Source organism: Streptomyces globisporus C-1027, assembly GCF_000261345.2.
Taxonomy (GTDB): Bacteria; Actinomycetota; Actinomycetes; order Streptomycetales; family Streptomycetaceae; genus Streptomyces; species Streptomyces pakalii.
The window spans coordinates 6,982,812-7,005,137 of record NZ_CP013738.1 but is presented as its reverse complement, the minus strand read 5'-3'; the positions used below and the strand labels follow the sequence as shown (position 1 = coordinate 7,005,137).

24 protein-coding genes are annotated in these 22,326 nt (G+C 72.3%); 11 read left to right on the top strand and 13 right to left on the bottom strand.

The genetic code is table 11. The annotated features are described in order from the left end of the window. Window positions 1-69 precede the first annotated feature (69 nt). A complete protein-coding gene (locus tag WQO_RS30920) occupies window positions 70-1,092 on the top strand; it encodes a LacI family DNA-binding transcriptional regulator (protein WP_010057972.1) in 1,023 nt (340 codons plus the stop codon). Window positions 1,093-1,134: 42 nt separating this feature from the next. On the opposite strand, the gene WQO_RS30915 is transcribed toward WQO_RS30920, so the two are convergent. Genes WQO_RS30915 through WQO_RS30895 form a run of 5 tightly spaced genes read right to left on the bottom strand, consistent with a single transcriptional unit; the run spans window position 1,135 to window position 5,311 of the window. Continuing rightward, window positions 1,135-1,719, bottom strand: a complete 585-nt coding sequence (locus WQO_RS30915; protein ID WP_010057973.1) for a GAF domain-containing protein — start codon at window positions 1,717-1,719, stop codon at window positions 1,135-1,137. Continuing rightward, window positions 1,716-2,339, bottom strand: coding sequence for a GTP-binding protein (locus WQO_RS30910; protein ID WP_010057974.1), 624 nt, complete (start codon window positions 2,337-2,339; stop codon window positions 1,716-1,718). The genes WQO_RS30915 and WQO_RS30910 overlap by 4 nt, the downstream gene beginning before the upstream one ends. Beyond that, window positions 2,317-2,688 carry a DUF742 domain-containing protein gene (locus WQO_RS30905; RefSeq protein WP_006128964.1) on the bottom strand — a complete coding sequence of 124 codons (372 nt, stop codon included), beginning with the start codon at window positions 2,686-2,688 and terminating at the stop codon, window positions 2,317-2,319. The genes WQO_RS30910 and WQO_RS30905 overlap by 23 nt, the downstream gene beginning before the upstream one ends. Window positions 2,689-2,690: 2 nt before the next feature. Beyond that, the gene (locus WQO_RS30900; protein WP_029182040.1) at window positions 2,691-3,125 is read right to left on the bottom strand and encodes a roadblock/LC7 domain-containing protein; all 435 of its coding nucleotides are present in this window, start codon (window positions 3,123-3,125) and stop codon (window positions 2,691-2,693) included. A 5-nt stretch (window positions 3,126-3,130) separates the two neighbouring features. After that, on the bottom strand, window positions 3,131-5,311 hold the full coding sequence (locus WQO_RS30895; protein ID WP_058954159.1) for a sensor histidine kinase: 2,181 nt from the start codon (window positions 5,309-5,311) through the stop codon (window positions 3,131-3,133). 342 nt (window positions 5,312-5,653) lie between these two features. Between WQO_RS30895 and WQO_RS30890 the strand changes: the two genes are divergently transcribed. Then, complete coding sequence (locus WQO_RS30890; RefSeq protein ID WP_010057983.1) at window positions 5,654-7,099, top strand: glyceraldehyde-3-phosphate dehydrogenase; 1,446 nt, start codon at window positions 5,654-5,656, stop codon at window positions 7,097-7,099. Between the two features lie 119 nt (window positions 7,100-7,218). Here WQO_RS30890 and WQO_RS30885 read toward each other — a convergent pair whose 3' ends face one another. The 3 genes from WQO_RS30885 to WQO_RS30875 all read right to left on the bottom strand — a co-directional run bounded on the left by WQO_RS30885 (window position 7,219) and on the right by WQO_RS30875 (window position 9,238). Beyond that, on the bottom strand, window positions 7,219-8,148 hold the full coding sequence (locus WQO_RS30885; RefSeq protein ID WP_010057984.1) for an oxidoreductase: 930 nt from the start codon (window positions 8,146-8,148) through the stop codon (window positions 7,219-7,221). Between the two features lie 85 nt (window positions 8,149-8,233). Further along, on the bottom strand, window positions 8,234-8,662 hold the full coding sequence (locus tag WQO_RS30880; RefSeq protein WP_010057985.1) for a pyridoxamine 5'-phosphate oxidase family protein: 429 nt from the start codon (window positions 8,660-8,662) through the stop codon (window positions 8,234-8,236). A gap of 90 nt (window positions 8,663-8,752) precedes the next feature. After that, a complete protein-coding gene (locus WQO_RS30875; RefSeq protein ID WP_010057986.1) occupies window positions 8,753-9,238 on the bottom strand; it encodes a hypothetical protein in 486 nt (161 codons plus the stop codon). A gap of 63 nt (window positions 9,239-9,301) precedes the next feature. Between WQO_RS30875 and WQO_RS30870 the strand changes: the two genes are divergently transcribed. Continuing rightward, window positions 9,302-9,802 carry a hypothetical protein gene (locus WQO_RS30870; RefSeq protein ID WP_029182043.1) on the top strand — a complete coding sequence of 167 codons (501 nt, stop codon included), beginning with the start codon at window positions 9,302-9,304 and terminating at the stop codon, window positions 9,800-9,802. Between the two features lie 131 nt (window positions 9,803-9,933). Beyond that, complete coding sequence (locus tag WQO_RS30865; RefSeq protein ID WP_029182044.1) at window positions 9,934-10,695, top strand: MerR family transcriptional regulator; 762 nt, start codon at window positions 9,934-9,936, stop codon at window positions 10,693-10,695. A gap of 115 nt (window positions 10,696-10,810) precedes the next feature. Here the strand turns inward: WQO_RS30865 and WQO_RS30860 are convergent, their stop codons facing one another. Further along, a complete protein-coding gene (locus WQO_RS30860) occupies window positions 10,811-12,022 on the bottom strand; it encodes an MBL fold metallo-hydrolase (RefSeq protein ID WP_010057992.1) in 1,212 nt (403 codons plus the stop codon). Between the two features lie 102 nt (window positions 12,023-12,124). Next, the gene (locus WQO_RS30855; RefSeq protein WP_010057993.1) at window positions 12,125-12,565 is read right to left on the bottom strand and encodes a PPOX class F420-dependent oxidoreductase; all 441 of its coding nucleotides are present in this window, start codon (window positions 12,563-12,565) and stop codon (window positions 12,125-12,127) included. 169 nt (window positions 12,566-12,734) lie between these two features. Between WQO_RS30855 and WQO_RS30850 the strand changes: the two genes are divergently transcribed. Next, entirely contained in the window at window positions 12,735-13,376 is a 642-nt protein-coding gene (locus WQO_RS30850; RefSeq protein WP_029182045.1) for a TetR/AcrR family transcriptional regulator, read from the top strand. 109 nt (window positions 13,377-13,485) lie between these two features. Here WQO_RS30850 and WQO_RS30845 read toward each other — a convergent pair whose 3' ends face one another. Together WQO_RS30845 and WQO_RS30840 are read right to left on the bottom strand one after the other, a co-directional pair. Then, window positions 13,486-14,487 (bottom strand): DUF6745 domain-containing protein, encoded by a 1,002-nt coding sequence (locus WQO_RS30845; protein ID WP_010057995.1) that lies wholly within the window; start codon window positions 14,485-14,487, stop codon window positions 13,486-13,488. Between the two features lie 112 nt (window positions 14,488-14,599). Continuing rightward, window positions 14,600-14,926, bottom strand: coding sequence for a hypothetical protein (locus WQO_RS30840; protein ID WP_010057996.1), 327 nt, complete (start codon window positions 14,924-14,926; stop codon window positions 14,600-14,602). Window positions 14,927-15,100: 174 nt separating this feature from the next. Here WQO_RS30840 and WQO_RS30835 point away from each other — a divergent pair, with 174 nt between their 5' ends. The 6 genes from WQO_RS30835 to WQO_RS30810 are packed head-to-tail and all read left to right on the top strand — an operon-like array spanning window position 15,101 to window position 21,336. After that, on the top strand, window positions 15,101-16,054 hold the full coding sequence (locus WQO_RS30835; protein ID WP_010057998.1) for an STM4015 family protein: 954 nt from the start codon (window positions 15,101-15,103) through the stop codon (window positions 16,052-16,054). A 6-nt stretch (window positions 16,055-16,060) separates the two neighbouring features. After that, on the top strand, window positions 16,061-17,020 hold the full coding sequence (locus WQO_RS30830; protein ID WP_010058000.1) for an STM4015 family protein: 960 nt from the start codon (window positions 16,061-16,063) through the stop codon (window positions 17,018-17,020). Next, window positions 17,001-18,158 (top strand): STM4014 family protein, encoded by a 1,158-nt coding sequence (locus WQO_RS30825; RefSeq protein ID WP_010058002.1) that lies wholly within the window; start codon window positions 17,001-17,003, stop codon window positions 18,156-18,158. The genes WQO_RS30830 and WQO_RS30825 overlap by 20 nt, the downstream gene beginning before the upstream one ends. 43 nt (window positions 18,159-18,201) lie before the next feature. Continuing rightward, entirely contained in the window at window positions 18,202-19,032 is an 831-nt protein-coding gene (locus WQO_RS30820; protein ID WP_029182046.1) for an STM4013/SEN3800 family hydrolase, read from the top strand. After that, the gene (locus WQO_RS30815; protein ID WP_010058004.1) at window positions 19,029-20,411 is read left to right on the top strand and encodes an STM4012 family radical SAM protein; all 1,383 of its coding nucleotides are present in this window, start codon (window positions 19,029-19,031) and stop codon (window positions 20,409-20,411) included. The genes WQO_RS30820 and WQO_RS30815 overlap by 4 nt, the downstream gene beginning before the upstream one ends. 7 nt (window positions 20,412-20,418) lie before the next feature. Beyond that, window positions 20,419-21,336 (top strand): STM4011 family radical SAM protein, encoded by a 918-nt coding sequence (locus WQO_RS30810; RefSeq protein ID WP_010058005.1) that lies wholly within the window; start codon window positions 20,419-20,421, stop codon window positions 21,334-21,336. Between the two features lie 21 nt (window positions 21,337-21,357). On the opposite strand, the gene WQO_RS30805 is transcribed toward WQO_RS30810, so the two are convergent. Beyond that, the gene (locus WQO_RS30805; protein WP_010058006.1) at window positions 21,358-22,197 is read right to left on the bottom strand and encodes an SGNH/GDSL hydrolase family protein; all 840 of its coding nucleotides are present in this window, start codon (window positions 22,195-22,197) and stop codon (window positions 21,358-21,360) included. Window positions 22,198-22,326 lie beyond the last annotated feature (129 nt).

The following is a 22,326-nucleotide window of genomic DNA, read 5'->3' as shown; positions in this document are numbered from 1 at the left end:
GGGGTCGAGTTGAGTGAACGGGAAACACCGGTCCACCCCGATACGCGACGTCGGGCCCCCGCCGCCCATGTGACGCTGGACGCGGTGGCGCGCGAGGCCGGCGTATCGCTCGCCACCGCGTCCCGGGCCCTCAACGGCACCACCCGGGTCCGCGACGACCTGCGCGGCCGGGTGCGCGCGGCGGCCGACCTCCTCGGCTACATCCCCAACGCCCACGCCCAGGCACTCGCCAGCGCCGAGGGCAACCGTACGGTGGGGCTGATCTGCCACGACGTGGGCGACCCGTACTTCGCGGGCATCGCGAGCGGGGTGATGCGGGCGGCCGCCGAGCAGGATCTGCTGGTGATGCTCGCCTCCACCTTCCGGGAACCGGCACGGGAGATCGCGTACGTCTCGATGCTGCGGGCCCAGCGGGCGCGGGCCATCCTGCTGATCGGCTCCGGCTTCCAGGACCGGGCCTGGGAGCGGGCGATGGACGCCGAGTTGGAGCCGTACGTCCGGGCGGGCGGCCGGGTCGCGGTGGTCAGCCGACACCGGTCGATGCGGGTGGACACCGTCCAGCCGGAGAACCGGGCCGGGGCGGCGGCGCTCGCGGCCTCGCTGGTGGAGCTGGGGCACCGGGACTTCGCGGTGCTCAGCGGTCCTCCCGAACTGACCACGGTGGCCGACCGGTTGGCCGGGTTCCGGGAGGGGCTCGCCGCCGCGGGCATCACCCTTCGACGGGTGGTGCGGGGCGCGTTCACCCGGGAGGGCGGGCACGCGGCGGCTCGTCAGCTGCTGACCACCGGGGGCGCACGGCCCACCTGCGTCTTCGCGGTGACCGATGTGATGGCGGTCGGCGCGCTGGCCGCGCTGCGGGAGGCCGGTGTGCGCGTCCCCGAGGACATGTCGCTCGCGGGGTTCGACGACATCCCCGTCGTACGGGAGGTGTCGCCGCCGCTGACCACGGTGGCGCTGCCGCTCACGGAGATGGGTGAGCAGGTGATCGCCCTCGCCCTGCGGACGCCGTCGGGGGCGGGTCGTTCCCGGGTGCTGCGGATCGAGGGGAACGTGGTCCTGCGGGGCAGTACCGGTGCGCCGCCCGGGAGTTGATCGTCCGCGCCGTGCCGCCGTGCGGGGTGCGGGTCGGCGGTGTCAGACGGTGCGGTGGCCCTCCCGGTCGTCGATCTGGCGGACGAGTTCATGGGCGAGCGACTTGATGGTGTCGAGCCCGGCCCGCCCCCAGGGGCGTGGCACGGTGTCGACGGCACAGACGGTGCCCAGCGCGATGCCGGTACGGTCGATCAGCGGCGCCCCGAGGTAGGAGCGGATGCCTATGTCGTCCACCACCGGATTGCCCGCGAAGCGCGGGTAGTCGCAGACGTCGTCGAGGACGAGGGCCTTGCGCCGGACGAGGACGTGCGGGCAGTAGCCGTGGTCGCGGGCCATGTAGCGGCTGCTGCGGTTGCTGCCCGCCGCGGCCGAACCGAGGTCCTGGCCACCGCGGTTGCCCGCCGGGGTGTGCAGTCCCGCGAAGAACTGCCGGTTCTCGTCGATGAAGTTGACCATCGAGAAGGGCGTGGCGGTGACTTCGGCCACCTTGTCGGCGAAGGCGTCGAAGTTGTCGTACGAGGCGTCGGGGCGTTCGCCGAGGTCCAGTTTGCGCAGCCGCTTGGCGCGGGCCGGGCCGTGCCGGTCGGTGGGCGTGAGGAGCATCCGGCCGGTGGCGAAGGATGTCACGGGTGGGCTCCGAAGGTCTGGAGTGGGGCGGGCGCCGAGGTGGCGTTGATGAGGTGCTGGACCAGGGTGACGAGGGCGCCCGTGCCGGAGCTGGCGATCCGGGCGTCGCACAGGACGACGGGCACCTCGGGCCCGAGGTCGAGCGCGGCGCGGATCTCGTCCGGCTCGTAGCGGTAGGCGCCGTCGAACTCGTTGACGGCGACGATGAATCCGATGCCGCGCCGTTCGAAGAAGTCGATCGCGCCGAAGCATTCGGCGAGGCGCCGGGTGTCGGCCAGCACGACCGCTCCGAGCGCGCCCTGGGAGAGCTCGTCCCACATGAACCAGAAGCGCTCCTGGCCCGGTGTGCCGAACAGGTAGAGCACGTGCTGCTCGGAGAGGGTGATCCGGCCGAAGTCCATGGCGACGGTGGTGGCCGTCTTGGACTCGACGCCTTCCAGGTTGTCCGTGCCCACACTGCTCTGGGTCAGCAACTCCTCGGTGGACAACGGGGCGATCTCGCTGACCGCGCCCACGAACGTCGTCTTGCCGACGCCGAATCCTCCGGCGACCAGAACCTTGAGGGCCACGGGAAAGAACTCGGCGGTTCCGGTGCGGTCAGAGCTGTCGTCGTAAACCATCGAGCACTGCCTCCAGCAGGGATCGGTCGGTGGGCATGTCGTGGAAAGCGGGGGCGTGCGCGGTGACCGCGCCGCAGGCGACCAGGTCGGAGAGGATGACCTTGGCGACGACCGCGGGCAGCCGGAGGTGTGCGGCGATCTCGGCGACGGACATCGGCCCTTCACACATGCCGAGGGCGACGGTGTGTTCCGGGCCGAGCGGGATGTCCGGCTCGATGCCCGTGGCCATGATCAGGGACAGCAGGTCGAACGCGGTGGACGGCCGGGTCCGGCCGTTGCTGATCGTGTACGGGCGGATCAGCCGGCCGGCCGCGTCGTCGAGCAGGGGCCCGTCCTGCGGGGCCGGCATCCTCAGATCCCCGGGGTGAACGGCGCGCCGGCCGGCTGCCGCAGCGGGGTCGTCAGGTAGGGGCGGACGCTCTTGACCAGCATCGCCATCTCGTAGCCGAGCACCGCGGCGTCCGCCTCACGCCCGGCGAGGACGGCGAGACAGGTGCCGGATCCGGCGGTGGAGACGAACAGGAGCGTGGAGTCCAGCTCGACGACCACCTGCCGGACGTCGCCGTTGTCCCCGAACCGGGCGCCGGCGCTGCGGCCCAGCGAGTACAGACCGGCGGCCAGGGCCGCCATGTGGTCGGCGCTGTCGGGGTCCATGCCGTGCACGGATTTCACCAGCCCGTCGGCGGAGAGCAGAACCGCGCTGCGCGTGTAGGGCACGCGCTGGACCAGCCCGCTCAGCAGCCAGTCCAGGTCCGAGGCCTGACCGGACGGCATATCGCTCGTCATGGTGTCTACTCCTTGAAGGTGGTGTCTTTGCGGGGTTCCGGGACGGCCTGGCCCGGCACGAAGGGCTCGCCCGCGAACGCTCCGGGCTCGCCCGGCACGCGGTCATGGGTGCCTTCGCCGTAGCTGCCGCGCGCGTACGCGGCGGTGTCGTGCGGGTACGCGTCGGGCGGGTAGCTGTCCGGTACGGGCAGGCCGCCCGCGGGCAGCGCGTGGTCCGGCCGCGACGCCCGGGCCGGACCGGGCCGGTCGTGCGGTGCGGTGGCTCCGCGTACCGGGAGGGGCGAGAGGGATTCCAGAGGGGCGTCGAGCGCGGTCTGCCCTCCGGTTCCGCCGCCGGGGTTCCCGTATCCGCCCTCGGGGCCCTCCTCCTCCGCGGTCTGGGCCTCGGCGAGGTCGACGCCGCGCCGGAAGGCGGCCATGAGGCCGGGGTCGTGCAGGGCGTGCTCGTCCTCGACGCGCGGGGCGGGCGCCTCGCGCAGCTGCGGTACGAGACTTTCCTGGTTCGTCCGCTTGGGCAGTTCCGGCCGGGCGGGAGAGAGCGCCGCGTGGTCGCGCTCGGGTACGGCCGCCGGGGCCGGCCGGTCGTCGCGCTCGTGGACGGCCGCCGCGCTCGGCGGGCCGCCGCGCTCGGCGGGCGAGGAGGACGGTGCCGGCCGGTCGATGCGCTCGGCGCGCAGCGGGAGGGGCGGGGCCTCGCCCGCGGGCGGACCGGGACGTCCGTTCGGCGTGGAGCCGGGCGCGTGTCCGTTCGGCGTGGGGCCGGGTGCCTGCTGCGGGAGGCCCGTGGATGCCTGGGGCGACGATTGGGCCGTGGATGCCTGGTCCCTGGATGCCGTGGCACGAGGGGTGCCGTTCCGCGGTGGAGCTGCGGGGCTCCCGGCCTCGACGGGCGGCCGGTGCACGGCGCCCGGGGGTGGTACGGGCACGGCGTCGGCGGACGGTGGCGCGTCGGGATCGGTCCCGAGCAGCGACTGCGGAAGGACCAGCACCGCTTGCGTACCGCCGTAGATGTTGCTCTGTAGGCGGACGGCGATGCCGTGGCGGCGGGCGAGGGCCGAGACGACGAACAGGCCGATCCGGCCGTCCTGGAGCAGATGCGCGACGTTGACCTGGTCGGGGTCGGAGAGCAGGGCGTTCATCCGCTTCTGCTCGTGGTCCGGCATCCCGAGACCGCGGTCCTCCACCTCCAGGGCGAGCCCGGCGGTGACCTGCTGGACGCGCAGCAGCACCTGGGTGTGGGGGGCGGAGAACACCGTGGCGTTCTCGACCAGCTCGGCCAGCAGGTGGATGACGTCGGCGACAGCGTGACCGCGCAGGGTGCCGTCCATCGGCGGGACCAGCTTGACCCGGGGGTACTGCTCGACCTCGGCGATGGCCGAGCGGAGCACCTCGGTCATGGTGACGGGGTTGCTCCACTGCCGCCGGGAGACGGCCCCGCCGAGGACGGCGAGGTTCTCCGCGTGGCGGCGGATCCGGGTGGCGAGGTGGTCGACCTGGAAGAGGCCCTTGAGGAGGTCGGGGTCCTCGACCTCGTGCTCCAGCTCGTCGAGGATCTGGATCTCGCGGTGGACGAGGGATTGCAGCCGCCGCGCGAGGTTGACGAAGACCTCGACCTTCTGTTCGTTGCCGGCGCTGCTGAAGAGCTGGGAGGCCTGGACGACGGCGGCGACGGAGGCTTCCTGGGCCCGGGCCATCTCCTGTCCGAGCAGGTCGAAGGCGTCGGCCCCGGGCGTGGGGGGTGGCGAGGGACGCCGCGCGGCGACGGGCTCCCCGTTGCGGAGCTGTTCCACCACGCGTTGCAGCTCGGCCTGGCCCTGGGCGCTGGCCCGCCGGAGCGCGAGGGCCCGGTCGAGCACCTGGCCCGCCACGCGGTTGGCGCCGAGGTAGGCGGCCGCGACGGCGGCGACCGCCAGGGCTCCCGATCCGCCGAGCGCCGCCCAGAGGCTCGGCGAGGAGCCGACGCCTCCGGCGCGGACGGTGAAGATGACGGCCGCGGCGCCGCTGAGCACCGCGGCGACGGCCGGGAGCAGCGCGGTCCGCAGCAGCTGGGGGCGGATGCGGGCGTCGGGGGAAGGCCCTGCGGCGCGCGGCCTGCTCGGGGCCGAGTGGCCGCGCGTGCCGGGGCGGCCGTGCCGCCCGCCCTCACGGCGGTCCGGTCGCGCGTCGGGTGCGCGAAGTTGAGACATCAGCGTCCTCGGTACAGGGGGCACCGGGGATCGGCGGTTGTGCCGGCGTCCATGCGGTGGCCCCTACGGTGGTCGGTCAGGCGCGGGTCATCGGTCGGGCAGGCCCGCACGTCATGAGCCCACCGTTGATCACCGGGCACACACGGTAGTCGTCAATGACGTATGCGCGACGGGCAGTTGTCGAACTTGCCCGCCATCCGTCCCACTCTGGTATGAGCCCTCGCACGCGCGCCCGATTGCGCAGCCTTGGCCCTGGGTTTACCCGCAGGTAGGGCACCCCCCGAAGGGGCGGGAAGGCGGCCGGTTACCATATGAGCGCCGCCTAGCTCGAAAGATAAACTTGTGACTGTCAATGACGACTCGTTCACCAACTGGATGCACCGCGAGGAGATCGCGGAGTCGATGATCCCGATCATCGGGAAGCTGCACCGCGAGCAGGACGTGAACGTCCTGCTGCACAGCCGCTCCCTGGTGAACAAGTCGGTGGTCAGCATCCTCAAGACCCACCGCTTCGCCCGGCAGATCGCGGGCGAGGAGCTCTCGGTCACCGAGACGATGCCCTTCCTCAAGGCTCTGACGACGCTCGATCTCGGCCCGTCCCAGATCGACATAGGCATGCTGGCCGCCACCCACCGGGCCGACGGCCGCGGACTCTCCGTCGAGGAGTTCACCGCGGAGGCCGTCGCCGGGGCGACGGGCGACAACAAGATCGAGCGCCGCGCCTCGCGTGACGTGGTGCTCTACGGCTTCGGCCGCATCGGCCGGCTCATCGCCCGCCTGCTCATCGAGAAGGCCGGTTCGGGCAACGGCCTGCGCCTGCGGGCCATCGTCGTCCGCAAGGGCTCCGGCCAGGACATCGTCAAGCGCGCCTCGCTGCTGCGGCGCGATTCGATCCACGGCCAGTTCCAGGGCACGATCACCGTGGACGAGGCGAACAACAAGATCATCGCCAATGGCAACGAGATCCAGATGATCTACTCGGACGACCCGACGACGGTCGACTACACGGCGTACGGCATCAAGCACGCCATCCTGATCGACAACACCGGCCGGTGGCGGGACCGCGAGGGCCTCTCCAAGCACCTCCAGCCGGGCATCGCCAAGGTCGTGCTCACGGCTCCCGGCAAGGGCGACGTCCCGAACATCGTGCACGGCGTCAACCACGACACGGTCAAGCCGGACGAGCAGATCCTGTCCTGCGCATCCTGCACGACCAACGCGATCGTCCCGCCGCTGAAGGCGATGGCGGACGAGTACGGCGTTCTGCGCGGGCACGTGGAGACCGTCCACTCGTACACCAACGACCAGAATCTGCTGGACAATTACCACAGCTCCGACCGTCGTGGCCGTTCGGCGGCGCTCAACATGGTCATCACCGAGACCGGGGCCGCGTCGGCCGTGGCCAAGGCGCTGCCCGAGCTGAAGGCGCCGATCACCGGCAGCTCGATCCGCGTCCCCGTGCCGGACGTCTCGATCGCCATCCTCAGCCTGCGGCTGGAGCGCGAGACCACCCGCGAGGAGGTCCTCGACTACCTCCGCAACGTGTCGCTGGCCTCGCCGCTCAAGCGCCAGATCGACTTCATCAGCGCGCCCGACGCGGTCTCCAGCGACTTCATCGGCTCGCGCCACGCCTCGATCGTCGACGCGGGCGCGACCAAGGTCGACGGCGACAACGCGATCCTCTACCTCTGGTACGACAACGAGTTCGGCTACTCGTGCCAGGTCATCCGGGTCGTCCAGCACGTCTCCGGCGTGGAGTACCCGACGTACCCGGCCCCGGCGGTCTGACGCCTCCGGTACGCCCTTCCGTACGACGCCCGGTGCCCGGCAGGTCCGCCTGCCGGGCATCGGCGTGAATCCCTCCTGGGGAGGGGGCGGGCGTCAGGTTGTTTCGACCCCGGGGCGCGTCACACGGCGTCGGCGTCCAGCCCGGTCAGCCGGGCCGACTCGTCCCACAACGCTCGTGCCACGAAGGGGTCCTGGGCGCGGTGCGACTTCCGGGCGGGTGCGGGAGCCCCCCGGGTCTCGCCGAGACGGGAGGGGCCGTAGTAGGAGCCGCCCGGGGCATCCGGCAGGGTCGCCGCGTACAGGACGGGGAGGGCGCCCGCCGAGGCCGGCTGGGTGTACAGCCGCGAGGCCCGCTCCAGCTTCGCCGCCCAGTTCCGCCCGGCCAGCCGGGGCCCGGCCTGCCCCAACTCCGTTGCGGAGAGCCCGGGGTGGGCCGCCAGCGCGACCAGGTCCCGGCCCCCGGCACGGGCCCGCCGGTCCAACTCGGCCGTGAACAGCAGATTGGCGAGCTTGGACTGACCGTAGGCCCGCCACTTGCCGTACGAGCGCTCGGCGTTGAGGTCGTCGAGGTCGATGCGGCCGATGCGGTGGCCGAGCGAGGAGAGCGTCACCACGCGCGCCGGCCCCTGGACTCCGAGGACCGGGAGCAGCCGGAGCGTCAGGGCGAAGTGCCCCAGGTGGTTGGTGCCGAACTGCATCTCGAAACCGTCCGCCGTACGGAGGGGTGGCAGGGCCATCACCCCGGCGTTGTTCACCAGCAGGTCGAGTTGCCCGTCGGCCTCCTTCCCGATGGCCTCCGCGGCCTCCGCCACGCTGCTCAGATCGGCGAGGTCGAGGCGGACGAGCCGCACGTCCGCCGCGGGAGCGGCCCGGCGGACGGCGTCCACGGCGCGTCGGCCACGCTCGGGATCGCGGCACGCGAGAAGGGTACGGGCGCCCGAGCGGGCCAGTACGAGAGCGGTGACCGCGCCGATGCCGCTGTTGGCACCGGTGACCACGGCGGTGGTGCCGCCGAGGTCGGGCATGTCGTCAAGGGTCCAGGAGTGCATGCGGCACGCCTCCCCCGTCTCGGCGTCGCCACACCTGAGCCCCCGCCGGGCCGGGCCTGAGGCGGCCCCGCCGCGCGGCCGGGTCTCAGACCTGGCCGAGGTCCGAGCTGACCCAGCGTTCGGGGCGCAGCGTGATCACCACCTGCTCGCCGTGGTTCTCCCAGGCGAACTCCACGTAACCGGCGACCTTCTCGGCCGGGAGGTAGCGCGCCGACACGTGCTCCAGGTCGGCGCGCGTCGCGGGGCGGGTGTCGACGACGGGGCCCTCGACCGAGACGTACCGGATGGTCGGCTCCAGCCGGTCGACGAGCAGCGTGAACCGGCCCGCCGCGGCGATCAGTTCGGCCTTGCGTGAGGTGCGGCCGGTGAGGATCCGGACGTCGCCGCCCGCTTCGTACTCGTACCAGATCGGCACGCTGAGCGGGGCCCGGTCGCCGTTCCCCGATGCGACGGCCAGTGCGGCGACATGGGGTTCGGCGAGGAACTGTTCGCGCTCTTCACGGGTGAGTGCCACGGGAGGCTCCTTCTCGTACGCGGATGCGGGGGCTGGCCCAGTGTGCCCCGCGCGCCGGGCCTGGCCCCCGGTCCCCGCCGTCGGCGTGTCCTACGCGGTTCCCCGGACGCGAGAAACCTCTTCGGTTCGCCGTACGACGGCCGCCCCGCGCAGGGCGACAGCACACCAGACGGCCACAAGCAGCAGTCCGGCGGCCGCGAGACCGGCGACTTCGAGCGGCTCGGGCCGCCAGCCGAGGGACAGCCGCGTACCGATCATGACGACGCCGATGGCAGCCGTCTCCGGTTCGTGGACAGGCACCTTCGCGGCGACGACGCGCAGGACGGCGGCCAGGGCCAGGCCGATCGCGGCCCAGGCGAGCAGATAGGGCCAGAGCGCTCCCGGAGCGGCGGGCGGCAGGCCGAACTCCTCCGGTCCGATACGGAAGAGCGCGCCCACCCATCCCAACGCCACACCGGCGCCGGTCACGGCCACGACCCACACCGCATGGCGCCAGAGGGGACCGGGACGCACCTCCGCGTCCTCGGAGTCATCGGAGTCGCCGGAGTCGAAGGGGCCCTCAGGAAGATCGTTCATGCTCGATGAGACGCGTACGGGGCGACGTTCGTTGCGCGTTCGGGCGACAACTAGGCTCCGGGCATGAGCAAGGGCCAGGACGACGACGAGCCGATATTCATCCGCTCGGACTGGGGGACAAGTCGTTATGTCTACAACCCGAGAAATCCGGTCGGAATGGGCCTCATCATCGGCTTCCTGCTGTTCGCCGCCGTAGCCATGTACTCCCTCCGCGCGAGTTCTTCCTGGAGCGAGGGCGAGTGGCGCGACGCCGTGCACGCGGCAGTCCGCGACCTGGAGGCAACACCGCAGACGCTGGGTTCATGGACCGGTGGTTACCAGAGCATGATCCGCGACGCCGTGGAGGAGAGCGGCGAAGGCCCCACGTCCGGCGGCGGGTTGCACATCGAGGAAGCGGACGATCCCTACGACAAGGACGCGGACCCCTCCGTCGACCTGTTCGAGGTCAGGGCGGAGGACGTCGACACCGCGTTCTGCCTGAGCGTGTCGCCGCCCGAACCGGATTCGGTGCTGACCCGTGTGGAGGTCAGCCTCTCCATCAGCTTCGAGGTAGGCCGGTGCTGAGCGCCCGACCGGCGCGGATCCGGGCTTGAAGTTGCCGCTGCGGCAGCTTCTACGGTCATGACCAGGGCCGGAGAAGCCGGCCCGGTGAGGCGCTCGTGAGGGAGTGCTCGTCAGGGAGTGAGGACGTGGCGATGGACTGGCCGATCTCCGAGGTGGCCCGTATGTCGGGGGTGACCGCCCGGACGCTGCGGCACTACGACGAGATCGGTCTGCTGCCGCCGGCCCGGATCGGCTCCAACGGCCACCGCTACTACGAGGAGCACCAGCTTCTGCTGCTGCAGCAGATCCTCGTGCTGCGGGAGCTGGGCGTCGGGCTGCCGGAGATCGGCAGAGTCCTCGCCGACCAGGTCGACACGGTGGAGGCCCTGCGGGGCCACCACGGACGGCTGCTCGCCGAGCGGGACCGGCTGGACGCCCTGGCCGGGACCGTCTCCCGCACGATCGCCGAGCTGGAACAGTCCAGAAAGGACGGAAGGCCCATGACCGCGATCAACCGACCGGAGAACCTGTTCGAGGGCATCGAGCCCTCTCAGTACGAGGGAAATCTGCGCGACTTCCCCGGGCTCGCCGAGGAGGCCGGCCGACGGGCGGCCGCCATGCCCCCGGCCGAGGTCGAGGCGGGACAGCGCGAGCGCACGGCGCTGATGATCCGGCTGGCCGAGCACATGGCCGGCGGCGCCCCTGCGGACGCGCGGCCCGTGCAGGCCGAGATCGACGCGCAGTACCGGGCGCTCACCTCGCTGCACGCCGTGTCGGCCGACGAGTACCGGGCGATCGGGCGCTCCTGCGTCGAGAACGAGGACTGGCGCGCGGCGTACGAGGCCATCGCCCCGGGGCTGGCGGAGTACCAGCGGGACGCGATCGAGGTCTACGCGGTGTCCCGGCTCGGCTGAGTCGCCCAGGGCTTTCGTCCGGACCCGGCGAGCCCCAAGTGACCCGGACGAGAGGCACGAAGGGCCGCCGCCGGGCGAACCGGCGGCGGCCCCGAGCCGTACGTCCTGCGCGTGGTCAGCGCTCCCCTGCGAGGTCGAGATCGCCCCGCGCCGCCGGTGCGGGGCCGCGGCCGGAACCGGTCTGTTCCCCGGAGAGGCGCCACGGGCGGGCGAGCACGGGCGACAGGGCCCGCCACCACGGCTCCACGGGGAGGATCCCGGCCGGCTCGAACGGCTCGCCCGGGCGGGGGAACGCCACCGGCTGGTCCGCCTCGTCACCGGCGTCCTTCGTCCACTCGCCCGGCTCCGCCCAGGCGTGCGGCGCCAGGTTGAACGTGCCCCAGTGGATCGGGAGCAGCACACCGTGCGGTCGGCCGCCCTGCAGGTCCAGGTGGGCGCGCATGCCCTCGGCGGGGGTCATGTGGATGTCCGGCCAGTACTCCGAGTACGCGCCGATCTGGATCATGGTGGCGTCGAAGGGACCGTGCTCGGCGCCGATGTCCCGGAAGCCGGGGAAATAGCCGGTGTCCCCGCTGTGGTAGATCCGGTGTTCCGGGCCCGCGACGACCCAGGACGCCCAGAGGGTGTGCTGCTGGTTGCGCAGCCCGCGACCGCAGAAGTGGCGTGCGGGGGTGGCGGTGAGGCTGATGCCGGCGACCGTCGCGGTCTCGTTCCAGTCGAGCTCGTGCATCCGGGCGGCGGGCACGCCCCAGCGCTCCAGATGGGCTCCGACACCGAGCGGCACGGCGAAGACCGTGTCGGTGCCGGCCAGGGCGCGGATCGTCGGCAGGTCGAGATGGTCGTAGTGGTCGTGGGAGATCACGACGACGTCGACGGGTCCGAGCGCGGCCAGCGACAGCGGAGTGGGGTGCAGCCGCTTGGGTCCGGCGAACGGGAACGGGGAACAGCGCTCGCCCCAGACCGGGTCGAACAGGATCCGCCGGCCGTCGATCTCCGCGAGCACGCTGGAATGGCCCATCCAGGTCAGCCGGAGCCCGCTGACGGGCGGCACGGCCAGATCGGCGAGCGTCGTGGGGTGGACGGGTACGCCTCCGTTCGGCGTCCTGAGGGCCCGCTGCTCCTTCTGGAAATAGGTCTTGGCGAATTCGACGGAGGAGCCGGAGGGCCTGATCCGGGCCCCCACCGGGTTCTGGAACGCACCGTCGACGAATTGAGGCGAGCGGCGGATGCGCTCCATCCGCGCTCCGGCCGGATCGGCCCCGAAGGGCTCGGTGCGCATCGAGCGCAGTTTCGTGCGGAGCGGAAGCAGGTAGTCAGCGCCGGTCACAACATCTCCTGAGGGAGTCGGTGTCGTTTCATTATCGTCGGCCCGTACGACAGGGCGACCAGAAGATGCTGAACGGGGCAGCCGGTCCGGCCGACGGGGGCGTCAGCCACGCGGCTGCCCGTAGACGTGGTCGATGTGCAGGGTGAGCAGCACCCTGCGGTCCTCGACCATGGCCCGCCGGTAGTCGTCCCAGTCGGGGTGCTCGCCCCGGACGTCCCGGTAGAGCGTGATCAGGGCCTCCACGGTGGCGTCGTCGGGGGCCTGAGCGGGCGGGGTCAGCTCGGCGGTGCCGTCGGCGACGGTCCACGCCCAGCGGTCGTCGCTCGTGACGTGGTAGCTGGCCCGGGGGTCGCGCCGCAGGTTACGGGTCTTGGCCCGGCCCTCGGTGACCGAGACGCGGACCACCTGCTCCTCGGGGTAGAAGGCGTGATTGACGTTGGACAGCTGAGGGCGTCCGTCCTGCTTCAGGGTGACCAGAACACCGCTGTCCTGGTCACCGAGGAGACGGAGCAGCGCTTCCCGATCCGGTTCGATTCGCGTCATGCTGAAGGCAACGTCCGGGCGGGCCGGAGGATTCCGGCCCCCACCCACTCCTGTCACATCCGTGGCCCCCGTTACGTCCTCCTGGTGAACGTCCGTCTCCCAGTTCGCCGCCGGTCACCGGCCATCGTCCGTGCCGCCGCTGACCTGGCCCATTCGTTAGGGTGTCCCGGTGGCAAGAGTCCGGTTGAACGTGGCGGAGCGCCGTGAGGAGCTGCTGCGCGCCGCCGTCGAGCAGATCGAGGTCCGCGGGGTCTCGTCCGTGCGGATCGCCGATGTCGCCTCGGTGCTGGGCGTGAGCAACGCGCTCGTCCTCTACCACTTCTCGACCAAGGAGAAGCTGGTCGCGGCGGCGTTCGCGTACGCGGCCGAGGCCGACCTCGCCCACCTCCGCAAGCTGCTGGCCCGCCGCACCACCGCCGTACGCCGGCTGCGCGCGGCCGTGCGGTGGTACGCACCGACCGGAACGGCCAAGGGCTGGCGGCTGTGGATCGAGGGCTGGGCAGCCTCGCTGCGCGACCCCGCCCTCCGTGAGGTCGCGGGCGACCTCGACCAGCAGTGGAAGACGGAGCTGGCCCAGGTCATCGAGGAGGGCGCCGCCGCCGGAGAGTTCCGGTGCGGGGATCCCCGGTCGGCGGCCTGGCGGCTGACCGCCCTGCTGGACGGGATGGCGGTGCAGACCACCTCGTACGCGGGTCCGCTCTCCCGGACCACGATGCTGCGGTGGACCGACGAGGCGCTCGCCCGCGAGCTGGGCATCGACCTCGCCGATCTGACCGGTGCGCCGGTCGCGGACGCCCCGGCCGACGGCTGACCGCCCGACCCCTTCGCCGCCCCTCGCCCCTGGCCGACAGCTGACCGCCGGGCCCTTCGCCGCCCCCTCATCGGCCCTGCCCCCCGGGCGAGGCCGAACGGCCTCCCGGTCAGGTCTGGCGCACCGGTGCGTAGGCCGCCCCCTCCAGCCCGAACGTCCAGGCCACCCCGTCCTTCGCGGTCCGGGTGGTGGGCGGCACGCGCAGCCAGTAGGTGCGGTACGTGCCGTCCGGCTCGGGGGTGGAGTTGACCACCTCGACCATCACCACGTCCTCGTCGCCGTCGAGGGCGATGCGCCAGAGGATGCCCGTCTCGTCGCGGTGGACGGGCTCGGCGCCGGACTCGGTGAGATACCGGTCGTAGCCGTAGTACTCCAGCATCACCCGGCGCAGCTCCGCGTTCTCCTCGGCGCGGATCCGCTCGGGGGTGAGGGAGGACAGCTCCTCCAGGAATGCGGCGGGCACGGGCATGCCGCGCCAGGCGTGCAGGGCGAACCCGTCCCGGTACGCGAGTGCCGGCCCCTCCCCGTGGTCGAGCCGGCCCGCCTCGTCGCGGTGGAGTACGTCGGGCCGCTCGGTGATGACCACGGCGTGCTCGTAGGGCCACCACCAGCCGGCGTTGCGGGCGACCTCGGCGAGGCCCGCGAGCCGGTCGCCGTGCCCGTCGAAGGCGGCGAGCCAGGCGGCGTCATGCTGGCCGAGCACCGCGTCCAGGAGCACCAGCCGGACGGCCCCCTCGTCCTGGGGCCGGGGTGCCAGGTCGGCGACGACACCGGTCCGTATCCGCTCGGCGAGCGCGGCCGTGGTCTCCCACAGCTGGGCTCCGGTGGCGGACCAGAGCGCCGACCAGCCCGCCGGGCCCAGCTCGTCGTACATCCGGCGGCGCTCGTCCGCCCAAGGACGGGTGCGGACCTCCTCGCGCACCGACCGTCCGGCGTCGGTCAGCTTCTCGACCGTCCCGACGGCGGCCCGGGGCGATGCGGCCCAGATGATCCGGTCCGGCTCGGCCAGTCCGGCGGTGCGGTAGGCGCGCCGCACCCCGGCCTCGGCCGCCGCCCGGTCCGCCCGGCCCGTCGCCGCCGCCACGCTCCGCCAGGTGTTCACGTTCTGCATCGGTTGTCCCCGTCCCCTGCTGTGCTCGATCTGTTCTGGAAGGCTGTGCTGGCTGTGTCGGCTGTGTTCGCTCTGACCGTTGCGCCGTGCGTGCTCCGGCACGGCGGAACAGTCAGTCCGCCACGATGCGGACCGCGCCCGGTGCGTACTCCCGCTGGCGCACGACGCGGAACCAACCCTTGGGCAGCGGGATCACCGCGTGCTCCTCGTGCACCACCCGGCCGCCCTCGGGGAGATGGAGCAGCATCGGGCCGAACTGGCCCGCTTCCCGGATCAGCCGGCCGGGACCCTGCACGGCGTGCGCGTGTCCGGTGACCTCCCCCAGTGCGAGCACCAGCCGGCCCCGCCCGTCGCGCAGTTCGCCCGGAGCCTCCAGGAAGGGGGCGGGCACCGCCGACTCGTCCAGCTCCATGATCAGTACATCGCCCTGCCGGTACACGGACGTCTCCCCTCGTCGCGGCACCCGCTGTGCCGACCACGGGAAAAACGCTACGGGCAGGGTCTGACAACGGCCCCTGAAGACGGGCGTGGACGGGTCCCGGTCGCAGCGTTGTCAGTGCGGCTTGATAGACCTTGCGGCAACAGCCGTCCCCAGGATCAGGAGCTCAGGGCCATGTACGGTGCGCAGCATCTGCACGAGTTCGGCGGCCTTCCGGCCGTCGACTTCCAGCACACGACCGACGGGGGCTCCCGGCCCGCCGCGGATGCCGCGGCCTGGCGCGTCTCCGTAGATCCGTACGGCGACGAGGACCGTTCCTGGGACGAGGAGTTCGCTCACTTCCTCAACGAGGTCGATCCGTCCGGCGTCCGGGCCCTGATCATCGGTCAGTGGGGCGAGGCGTACGAGGAGAACTCCTCCGTGCCGATCGACCTCGTGATCGCCGCCGCCGACCGGCTGACCTCGCTGGAGGCGGTGTTCGTCGGTGATCTGGAGGCGGAGGAGGCTGAGATCACCTGGATCCAGCAGTCGGATGTCACGGCGCTGCTGGCCGCCTTCCCGGCGCTGACGGAGCTCGGGGTGCGCGGCGGCTCGGATCTGGTGTTCCCGCCGACGAAGCACGAGCGGCTGCGGTCGCTGACGATCCAGGCGGGCGGCCTGCCGGTCGAGGTGGTGCGCGGGGTGCTGGACAGCGAACTGCCCGCGCTGGAAAGGCTCGACCTCTGGCTCGGGGTCTCCGCCTACGAGGGGAACACCAACATCGCCGACCTCGCTCCGGTGCTCGCCGGCACCCGCTTCCCCCGGCTGGACCACCTGGGCCTGCGCAACAGCGAGATCCAGAACGAGATCGCCGCCGCCGTCGCCTCGGCTCCGGTCGTCGCCCGGCTGCGGGTGCTCGACCTGTCCAACGGGACGCTGGGCGACGAGGGGGCGGCCGCCCTGCTGGAAGGGCAGCCGCTGACCCACCTGGAAGTCCTCGATCTCCACCACCACTTCCTCAGCGATGCGATGGAGGAGCGGGTCCGCTCCGCCCTGGAGCCGCACGGGGTCCGGGTCGACCTCTCGGAGAAGTGCGAGCCGTGGGGCGACCGGGGCATCGAGGGCCGCTACACCGCGGTATCGGAGTAGAGCGACATGACGTATCTCGGCATTGAGCATCTGGAGCACTTCCACGGGCTGCCGGTCCACACTCCGGAGCCGTCGTCCGGCGCCCTGCCCGCCGCCGACTCGGTGGCCTGGCGGCTGGTGTGCGACTACGGCGAGGACTCCGGTTTCGCCGCTCTGTGGGAACAGTTCCTGGAGACGGTGGACACGACCCGGGTCCGGGCTCTCGTCATCGGTGCCTGGTGGCACGACGAGTACACGCCGTTCGATCCGGTGGCGGAGCTGATCGTCGCCCACGCCGACCGTTTCCCGGCCCTGCGCGCGCTCTTCCTGGCCGATGTGGTGGGCGAGGAGTGCGAGGTGTCCTGGCTGAAGATGTGCGACATCACTCCGGTACTCGAAGCGCTGCCGTCGCTGGAGGAGTTCGGCGTGCGCGGCTGCGGCCAGGAGGGGCTCGCGCTGCGGCCGCTGCGCCATGCGGCGCTGAAGTCGCTGCGTTTCGAGTCCGGTGGTCTGCCCGGCGAGCTGGTACGGGCGGTCACCGCGAGTGAACTGCCCGCGCTGGAGCGGCTTGAGCTGTGGTTCGGCAGTACGTGGTACGGCGGCGACGCGACGATCGAGGACGTCGGGCCGGTCCTGGCGGGCGGCCTGTTTCCCAGGCTGCGCCATCTGGGGCTGCAGAACAGCGAGTTCCAGGACGAGATCGCCGCCGCCGTGGGATCGGCTCCGGTCGTCGCCCAGCTGGAGTCCCTGGCGCTGTCCATGGGCACGCTGAGCGACACCGGCGGTGAGGCGCTGCTCAACGGTCAGCCCTTGAGTCACCTGTCCCTGCTCGACCTGCGCCATCACTACCTCACCGATCCGATGGTCGACCGCATCACGACCGCGTGCGCGCCCGCTGTCGTCGAGGCCGGCGAGGCAGAGGACGACTACGCGGACCCGGACGACGAGGACGACGAACCGGAACGCTATGTCGCGGTCAGCGAGTAGCGGCGGGGGCGGCCCGGAGCCGCGCTTCGCGGTCGTCGGCAACCCGGACAACCGGCGGGTCGCCTTCTTCGAGGAGGCCGTCCGGTCCGCCGGTCTGCCGGCGGCCAGGGTCGTGCCCTGGCTCCAGGTGCTGCGCGGGGATGCGGAGTTCGCCCCCGGCGAGAGCGTGCGGATCGATTCGCCCGGTGAGGACGCCGAGGTGGACCGGCTGCTCCGCGGGGTCGACGACCCGACCCGGGTGGAGGGCTCGGCCCGGTGGTACGCCCACTTCACCGCGGCGGTGGAGACCGTGGCCGGTGCTGCGTCCGCAGCCGGTGCCGAGGTGCTGGGCTCCCCCGCCGACATTGCCGTGCTCTTCGACAAACGGCTGTGCCACGGGCTGCTCGACCGGGCGGGGGTCCCCGTGCCCGCTTCACCGACCTCGGGACCGGCGGCGGCCCCGGTGCGCGGCTGGTCCGACGTACGCGAGTTGCTGCGTGAGCACCGCATGCCGCGGGCGTTCGTCAAGCTCGCGCACGGCTCCTCCGCCTCCGGGGTGCTGGCGGTGGAGACGGCGGGTCCCGGCCGGGTCCGGGCGAGCACCTCGGTGGAACGGGACGCGTCGGGGCGGCTGTTCAATTCTCTGCGGGTGAGGCGCTACACCTCGGAGCGGGAGGTCGGCGCGGTCGTGGACGCGCTGGCCCCGGACGGGCTGCACATCGAGCGCTGGCTCCCGAAGGCGTCCCAGCGGGGACGGGCCGCGGATCTGCGGATCGTGGTGGTCGGCGGCCGGGCGACACACGCCGTGGTGCGGACGAGCACGAGCCCCATGACCAATCTGCATCTCGGCGGCGCGCGCGGTGACCTCGACGAGGTCCGGTCCGCCGTGGCGGCCGCGGGCGGCTGCTGGCGTGAGGCGCTGGCGATGTGCGGGCGGGCGGCGGCCTGCTTCCCCGGGACGCCCTGTGTGGGCGTCGACCTCCTGCCCACGGCCGGCTGGCGGCGCTTCGCCGTCGGCGAGGTCAACGCCTTCGGCGATCTGCTGCCCGGACTGACCGGTCTGCCGGGCAGCGGCGCCGAGGGCCTGGACACCTATGCGGCGCAGGTCGCCGCCGTACTGGACCGAACAAGGAACCACCGTGCTGTCACCGCTTCCTGACCCCGCCGTCTCCCCCACGCCCGCGACGGACGGCCGGCCCGACATGAGCGACGTCGTGGGCAGCCACGATCTGCTGCTGGTCACCCTGGACACCCTGCGCCACGATGTCGCCGTCGAGCTGGCGGCCGCCGGGCGCATCCCCCACCTCGCCCGGCATCTGCCCGGCGGCGGCTGGGAGGAGCGGCACGCCCCGGGCAGCTTCACCTACGCCTCGCACCAGGCGATGTTCGCCGGGTTCCTGCCGACGCCCGCCTCCCCCGGGCCGCACCCGCGGCTGTTCGCGGCGCGGTTCGCGGGCAGTGAGACGACGGCGGACGGCACGTTCGTGTTCGACACGCCGGATCTGGTGTCGGGGCTGGCCGCCGAGGGATATCGCACGGTGTGTATCGGCGGGGTCGGCTTCTTCAACCGTCAGGGGCCGCTCGGTTCGGTGCTGCCCGGCATGTTCCAGGAGAGCCACTGGGAGCCCGGCTTCGGCGTCGCCTCGCCCACCTCGTTCGAGGAGCAGGTGGCCAGGGCGGAGAAGGTCGTCGCGGCGCTCCCCCGGGAGCAGCGGCTGTTCCTCTTCGTGAACGTGGCCGCGCTGCATCAGCCGAACTGGTTCCATCTGCCCGGGGCGACCCGCGAGGCGGGCGACTCCCGGGCCACGCACGCGGCGGCTCTGGAATATGTGGACCGGCACATCGGCCGGCTCTTCGCCGCCGCGAGCAGCCGCCGCCGGTGTTTCGCGATCGTCTGCTCCGACCATGGCACCGCCTACGGCGACGACGGCTACACCGGTCACCGGCTCGGCCACCCGGCCGTCTGGACCGTCCCGTACGCCCACTTCTTCCTCGAACCACCCGTCACGCCGGAGCCGGAGGCCGCCCGATGACGATCACCACCGGCACCCCCGTGCCGCCCGCCGTCCGGCCGTACGAGAGTTACGTCTACGCCTATCCGCACAAGACGGCCTACCGGCCGCTGGCGGACCGCCCGGCCCTGCGCTCGCTCTGGGCGGCGGAGCCGAAGGACGCGCTCTCCCTCTATCTCCACATACCGTTCTGCGAGGTCCGCTGCGGGTTCTGCAATCTCTTCACCCGGATCGGCGCGCCCGAGGAGCTGACGACGCGCTACTTGGACGCACTGGACCGGCAGGCGCTGGCGGTGCGGGAGGCGCTGGGCGACGAGGAGCCGGTGCGTTTCGCGGCGGCGGCGTTCGGCGGCGGGACGCCGACCTTCCTCACCGCCGGGGAGCTGGAGCGGCTCTGCGACATAGCGGAGAAGCGGATGGGCGCCGACCTGAGCGCGGTCCCGCTGTCCGTCGAGACCTCGCCCTCCACCGCCACCGCCGACCGGCTGTCGGTGCTGGCCGACCGGGGCACGACCAGGATCAGCATCGGCGTGCAGAGCTTCGTGGACGAGGAGGCCCGGGCAGCCGTCCGTCCGCAGCGCCGCGCCGACGTGGAAGCGGCGCTCGGCCGGATCCGTGACGCCCGGATCCCCGTGCTGAACATCGACCTGATCTACGGCATCGACGGGCAGACCGAGCGCAGCTGGCTCGCCTCGCTGGACGCGGCGCTGGCCTGGCGGCCCGAGGAGCTCTATCTCTATCCGCTGTACGTGCGCCCGCTCACCGGCCTCCACCGCCTCGGTCCGGCCGTGGGCCCGGAAGCGCGGGCCCTGGAGGACGCCGCCTGGGACGAGCAGCGGCTGCGGCTGTACGCGGTGGGGCGGGACCATCTGCTGGCGCACGGCTACGAGCAGGTGTCGATGCGAATGTTCCGGCGGACCGACGCCCCGCGTGAGCAGAAGGGCCCGGAGGACTACGCCTGCCAGACCGACGGCATGATCGGCCTGGGCTGCGGGGCCCGTTCGTACACCTCCGACCTCCACTACTCCTTCGACTACGCGGTGGACATGAGGGAGATCCGGTCGATCATCGACGACTTCACCGCCACCGAGGACTTCTCCCGCGCCGAGGTCGGCCGGTACGTCGACGCGGACGAGGCGCGCCGTCGGCATCTGCTGCAGTCGCTGCTCCAGGCTGCGGGGCTGCCGGTGGCGGAGTACCGGGCCCGGTTCGGTACGGATCCGGGCGCGGACTTCCCGGCCGAGCTGGCGGGGTTCGCGGCCCGGGGCTGGCTCGACACGTCGGCGCCGGACGGTCTGCTGAGGCTGTCCCCGTCGGGCCTCGCCCACTCCGACGCGCTGGGTCCCACGCTGTTCTCCCCCGGGGTACGGGCGGCAATGGCCGCGTACGAGAGGAAGTGACCGGGCCGTGGACCTGACGATTCTCTACCGGGGGCCGCTCGCCTCCTGCGACTACGACTGCCCCTACTGCCCGTTCGCCAAGCGGCGGGACAGCCGCGCGCAGCTCACCGCGGACCGGGAGGCGCTGGAGCGGTTCACCGGCTGGGCCGCAGCGCAGACGGCCGAGCGGCTGTCGGTGCTGTTCACGCCGTGGGGCGAGGGGCTGGTGCGCTCCTGGTACCGGCGGGCGCTGACCGAGCTGTCGCGGCTGCCGCACATCGAGCGGGTCGCGATCCAGACGAACCTCAGCGGCCGCACCGACTGGCTGGCGGACGCCGATCCGGAGCGGATCGCGCTCTGGTGCACGTACCACCCGGGACAGACCCCGTACGACCGGTTTCTGGGGAAATGCCGGGAGCTGTCGGCGAGGGGCATCCGCTACAGCGTGGGGGTGGTGGGGTTCGACGAGCATCTCGACGAGGCGCGGCGGCTGCGGGCGGAGCTGCCGGCCGCGGTCTATCTCTGGGTGAACGCCGCCGAGGGGCACACGTACACCGACGAGGAGGCGGCGCGCTGGACGGAGCTGGATCCGCTGTTCCCCTACAGCCGTGATCCGCACCGCTCGGCGGGGCTGCCCTGCCGGACGGGCGAGTCGGTGATCTCGGTGGACGGGGACGGCACAGTGCGGCGCTGTCACTCCGTCAAGGCGGAGCTGGGCAATCTGTACGACGGCAGTTACCGCCGGGCGCTCGGCCCGCGGGGGTGTCCGCTCGCCGTGTGCGACTGCCACATCGGCTATGTGCATCTGGAGTCGCTGCCGCTGTACGACGTGTTCGCCGGCGGTGTTTTGGAGCGGATACCCGCCGCCTACGACCGAGGCACGCCGCCGGACGGGCTCGTCGTGCCGAACCCGTCCCGGCGTGCGCTTCCCCTGCTGGAGTCCTGAGCCGGAGTCCTGTCGGGCCTACTACAGCGGCAGCAGGTCCGGGCGCTTGGCCTCGACGTGGTCGCCGGAGGACTCGCCGCGCAGCCGCCGGCCGATCCAGGGCACCAGGTACTCGCGGGCCCACTGGATGTTGTCGCGCCGCTCGTCGAAGGGGCGGCGCTGGGCCTGCGGCGGCCAGGGCTGGTCGGGGTCGGCGGGCACCTCGTGGCCGAGGACCTGGGCGGCGCGGAGCGCGACGCGGGTGTGTCCCTCGGGCGACAGGTGCAGCCGGTCGGCGTCCCACGCGCGGCGGTCCTGGACGGAGCGCAGCGACCACAGGTCCAGCACGGGGCACTGGTAGCGGTCGGCGATGGCCCGCAGATGGACGTTGTACGTGGCGATCTTGCCGCGCATGTGGCGCAGCACCGGGACGCCCCGGGTGTCGAAGCCGGTGGTGACCATGACCGTGCCGACGGCGTTGCTCAGATCGGCGACGGCCCGCTCGAAGCGCTCGGCGAGATCGTCGGGGTCGGCGCCGGGCCGGATGATGTCGTTGCCGCCCGCGCAGAAGCTGACCAGGTCGGGGGCCAGTTCCTTGGCCCGCGGGAGCTGCTCTTCGACGATCTGGTCGAGGAGGCGTCCTCGTACGGCGAGATTGGCGTAGCGGAAGTCCCCGTGCGGGGAGTCCTCGTACGGGGCGTCCGCGGGGCCGACCGGGTCGGGGGCCGGGAGCCGGTCGGCGAGAAGCACCGCGAAGCGGTCCGCCCACCCGACAAAGGTCCCGTCGGGGCCGGGGTCGCCGACGCCCTCGGTGAAACTGTCGCCGATCGCCGCGTACGACCCGATGGTGTGCTGCTGGTTGTTTCTCGAATCGACTGCCACAAGGACGTATCCTGCATCGTCCGATGTGACCTACGCGACCGTAATACGGGGTTGACGGGTGGTGAGATAGACCACCCGGTCAGTTTTCGGTAAACCCGGAATAAAGCGAGGGGCGGTGCGCCGCCGCGC

Excerpts from the sequence above, each read along its gene's own strand:
- WQO_RS30910 (WP_010057974.1), bottom strand. The coding sequence starts at position 2,339 with ATGGTTTACGACGACAGCTCTGACCGCACCGGAACCGCCGAGTTCTTT.
- WQO_RS30905 (WP_006128964.1), bottom strand. The coding sequence starts at position 2,688 with ATGCCGGCCCCGCAGGACGGGCCCCTGCTCGACGACGCGGCCGGCCGG.
- WQO_RS30900 (WP_029182040.1), bottom strand. The coding sequence starts at position 3,125 with ATGACGAGCGATATGCCGTCCGGTCAGGCCTCGGACCTGGACTGGCTG.
- WQO_RS30895 (WP_058954159.1), bottom strand. The coding sequence starts at position 5,311 with ATGTCTCAACTTCGCGCACCCGACGCGCGACCGGACCGCCGTGAGGGC.
- WQO_RS30885 (WP_010057984.1), bottom strand. The coding sequence starts at position 8,148 with ATGCACTCCTGGACCCTTGACGACATGCCCGACCTCGGCGGCACCACC.
- WQO_RS30875 (WP_010057986.1), bottom strand. The coding sequence starts at position 9,238 with ATGAACGATCTTCCTGAGGGCCCCTTCGACTCCGGCGACTCCGATGAC.
- WQO_RS30870 (WP_029182043.1), top strand. The coding sequence starts at position 9,302 with ATGAGCAAGGGCCAGGACGACGACGAGCCGATATTCATCCGCTCGGAC.
- WQO_RS30865 (WP_029182044.1), top strand. The coding sequence starts at position 9,934 with ATGGACTGGCCGATCTCCGAGGTGGCCCGTATGTCGGGGGTGACCGCC.
- WQO_RS30855 (WP_010057993.1), bottom strand. The coding sequence starts at position 12,565 with ATGACGCGAATCGAACCGGATCGGGAAGCGCTGCTCCGTCTCCTCGGT.
- WQO_RS30845 (WP_010057995.1), bottom strand. The coding sequence starts at position 14,487 with ATGCAGAACGTGAACACCTGGCGGAGCGTGGCGGCGGCGACGGGCCGG.
- WQO_RS30835 (WP_010057998.1), top strand. The coding sequence starts at position 15,101 with ATGTACGGTGCGCAGCATCTGCACGAGTTCGGCGGCCTTCCGGCCGTC.
- WQO_RS30830 (WP_010058000.1), top strand. The coding sequence starts at position 16,061 with ATGACGTATCTCGGCATTGAGCATCTGGAGCACTTCCACGGGCTGCCG.
- WQO_RS30825 (WP_010058002.1), top strand. The coding sequence starts at position 17,001 with ATGTCGCGGTCAGCGAGTAGCGGCGGGGGCGGCCCGGAGCCGCGCTTC.
- WQO_RS30820 (WP_029182046.1), top strand. The coding sequence starts at position 18,202 with ATGAGCGACGTCGTGGGCAGCCACGATCTGCTGCTGGTCACCCTGGAC.
- WQO_RS30815 (WP_010058004.1), top strand. The coding sequence starts at position 19,029 with ATGACGATCACCACCGGCACCCCCGTGCCGCCCGCCGTCCGGCCGTAC.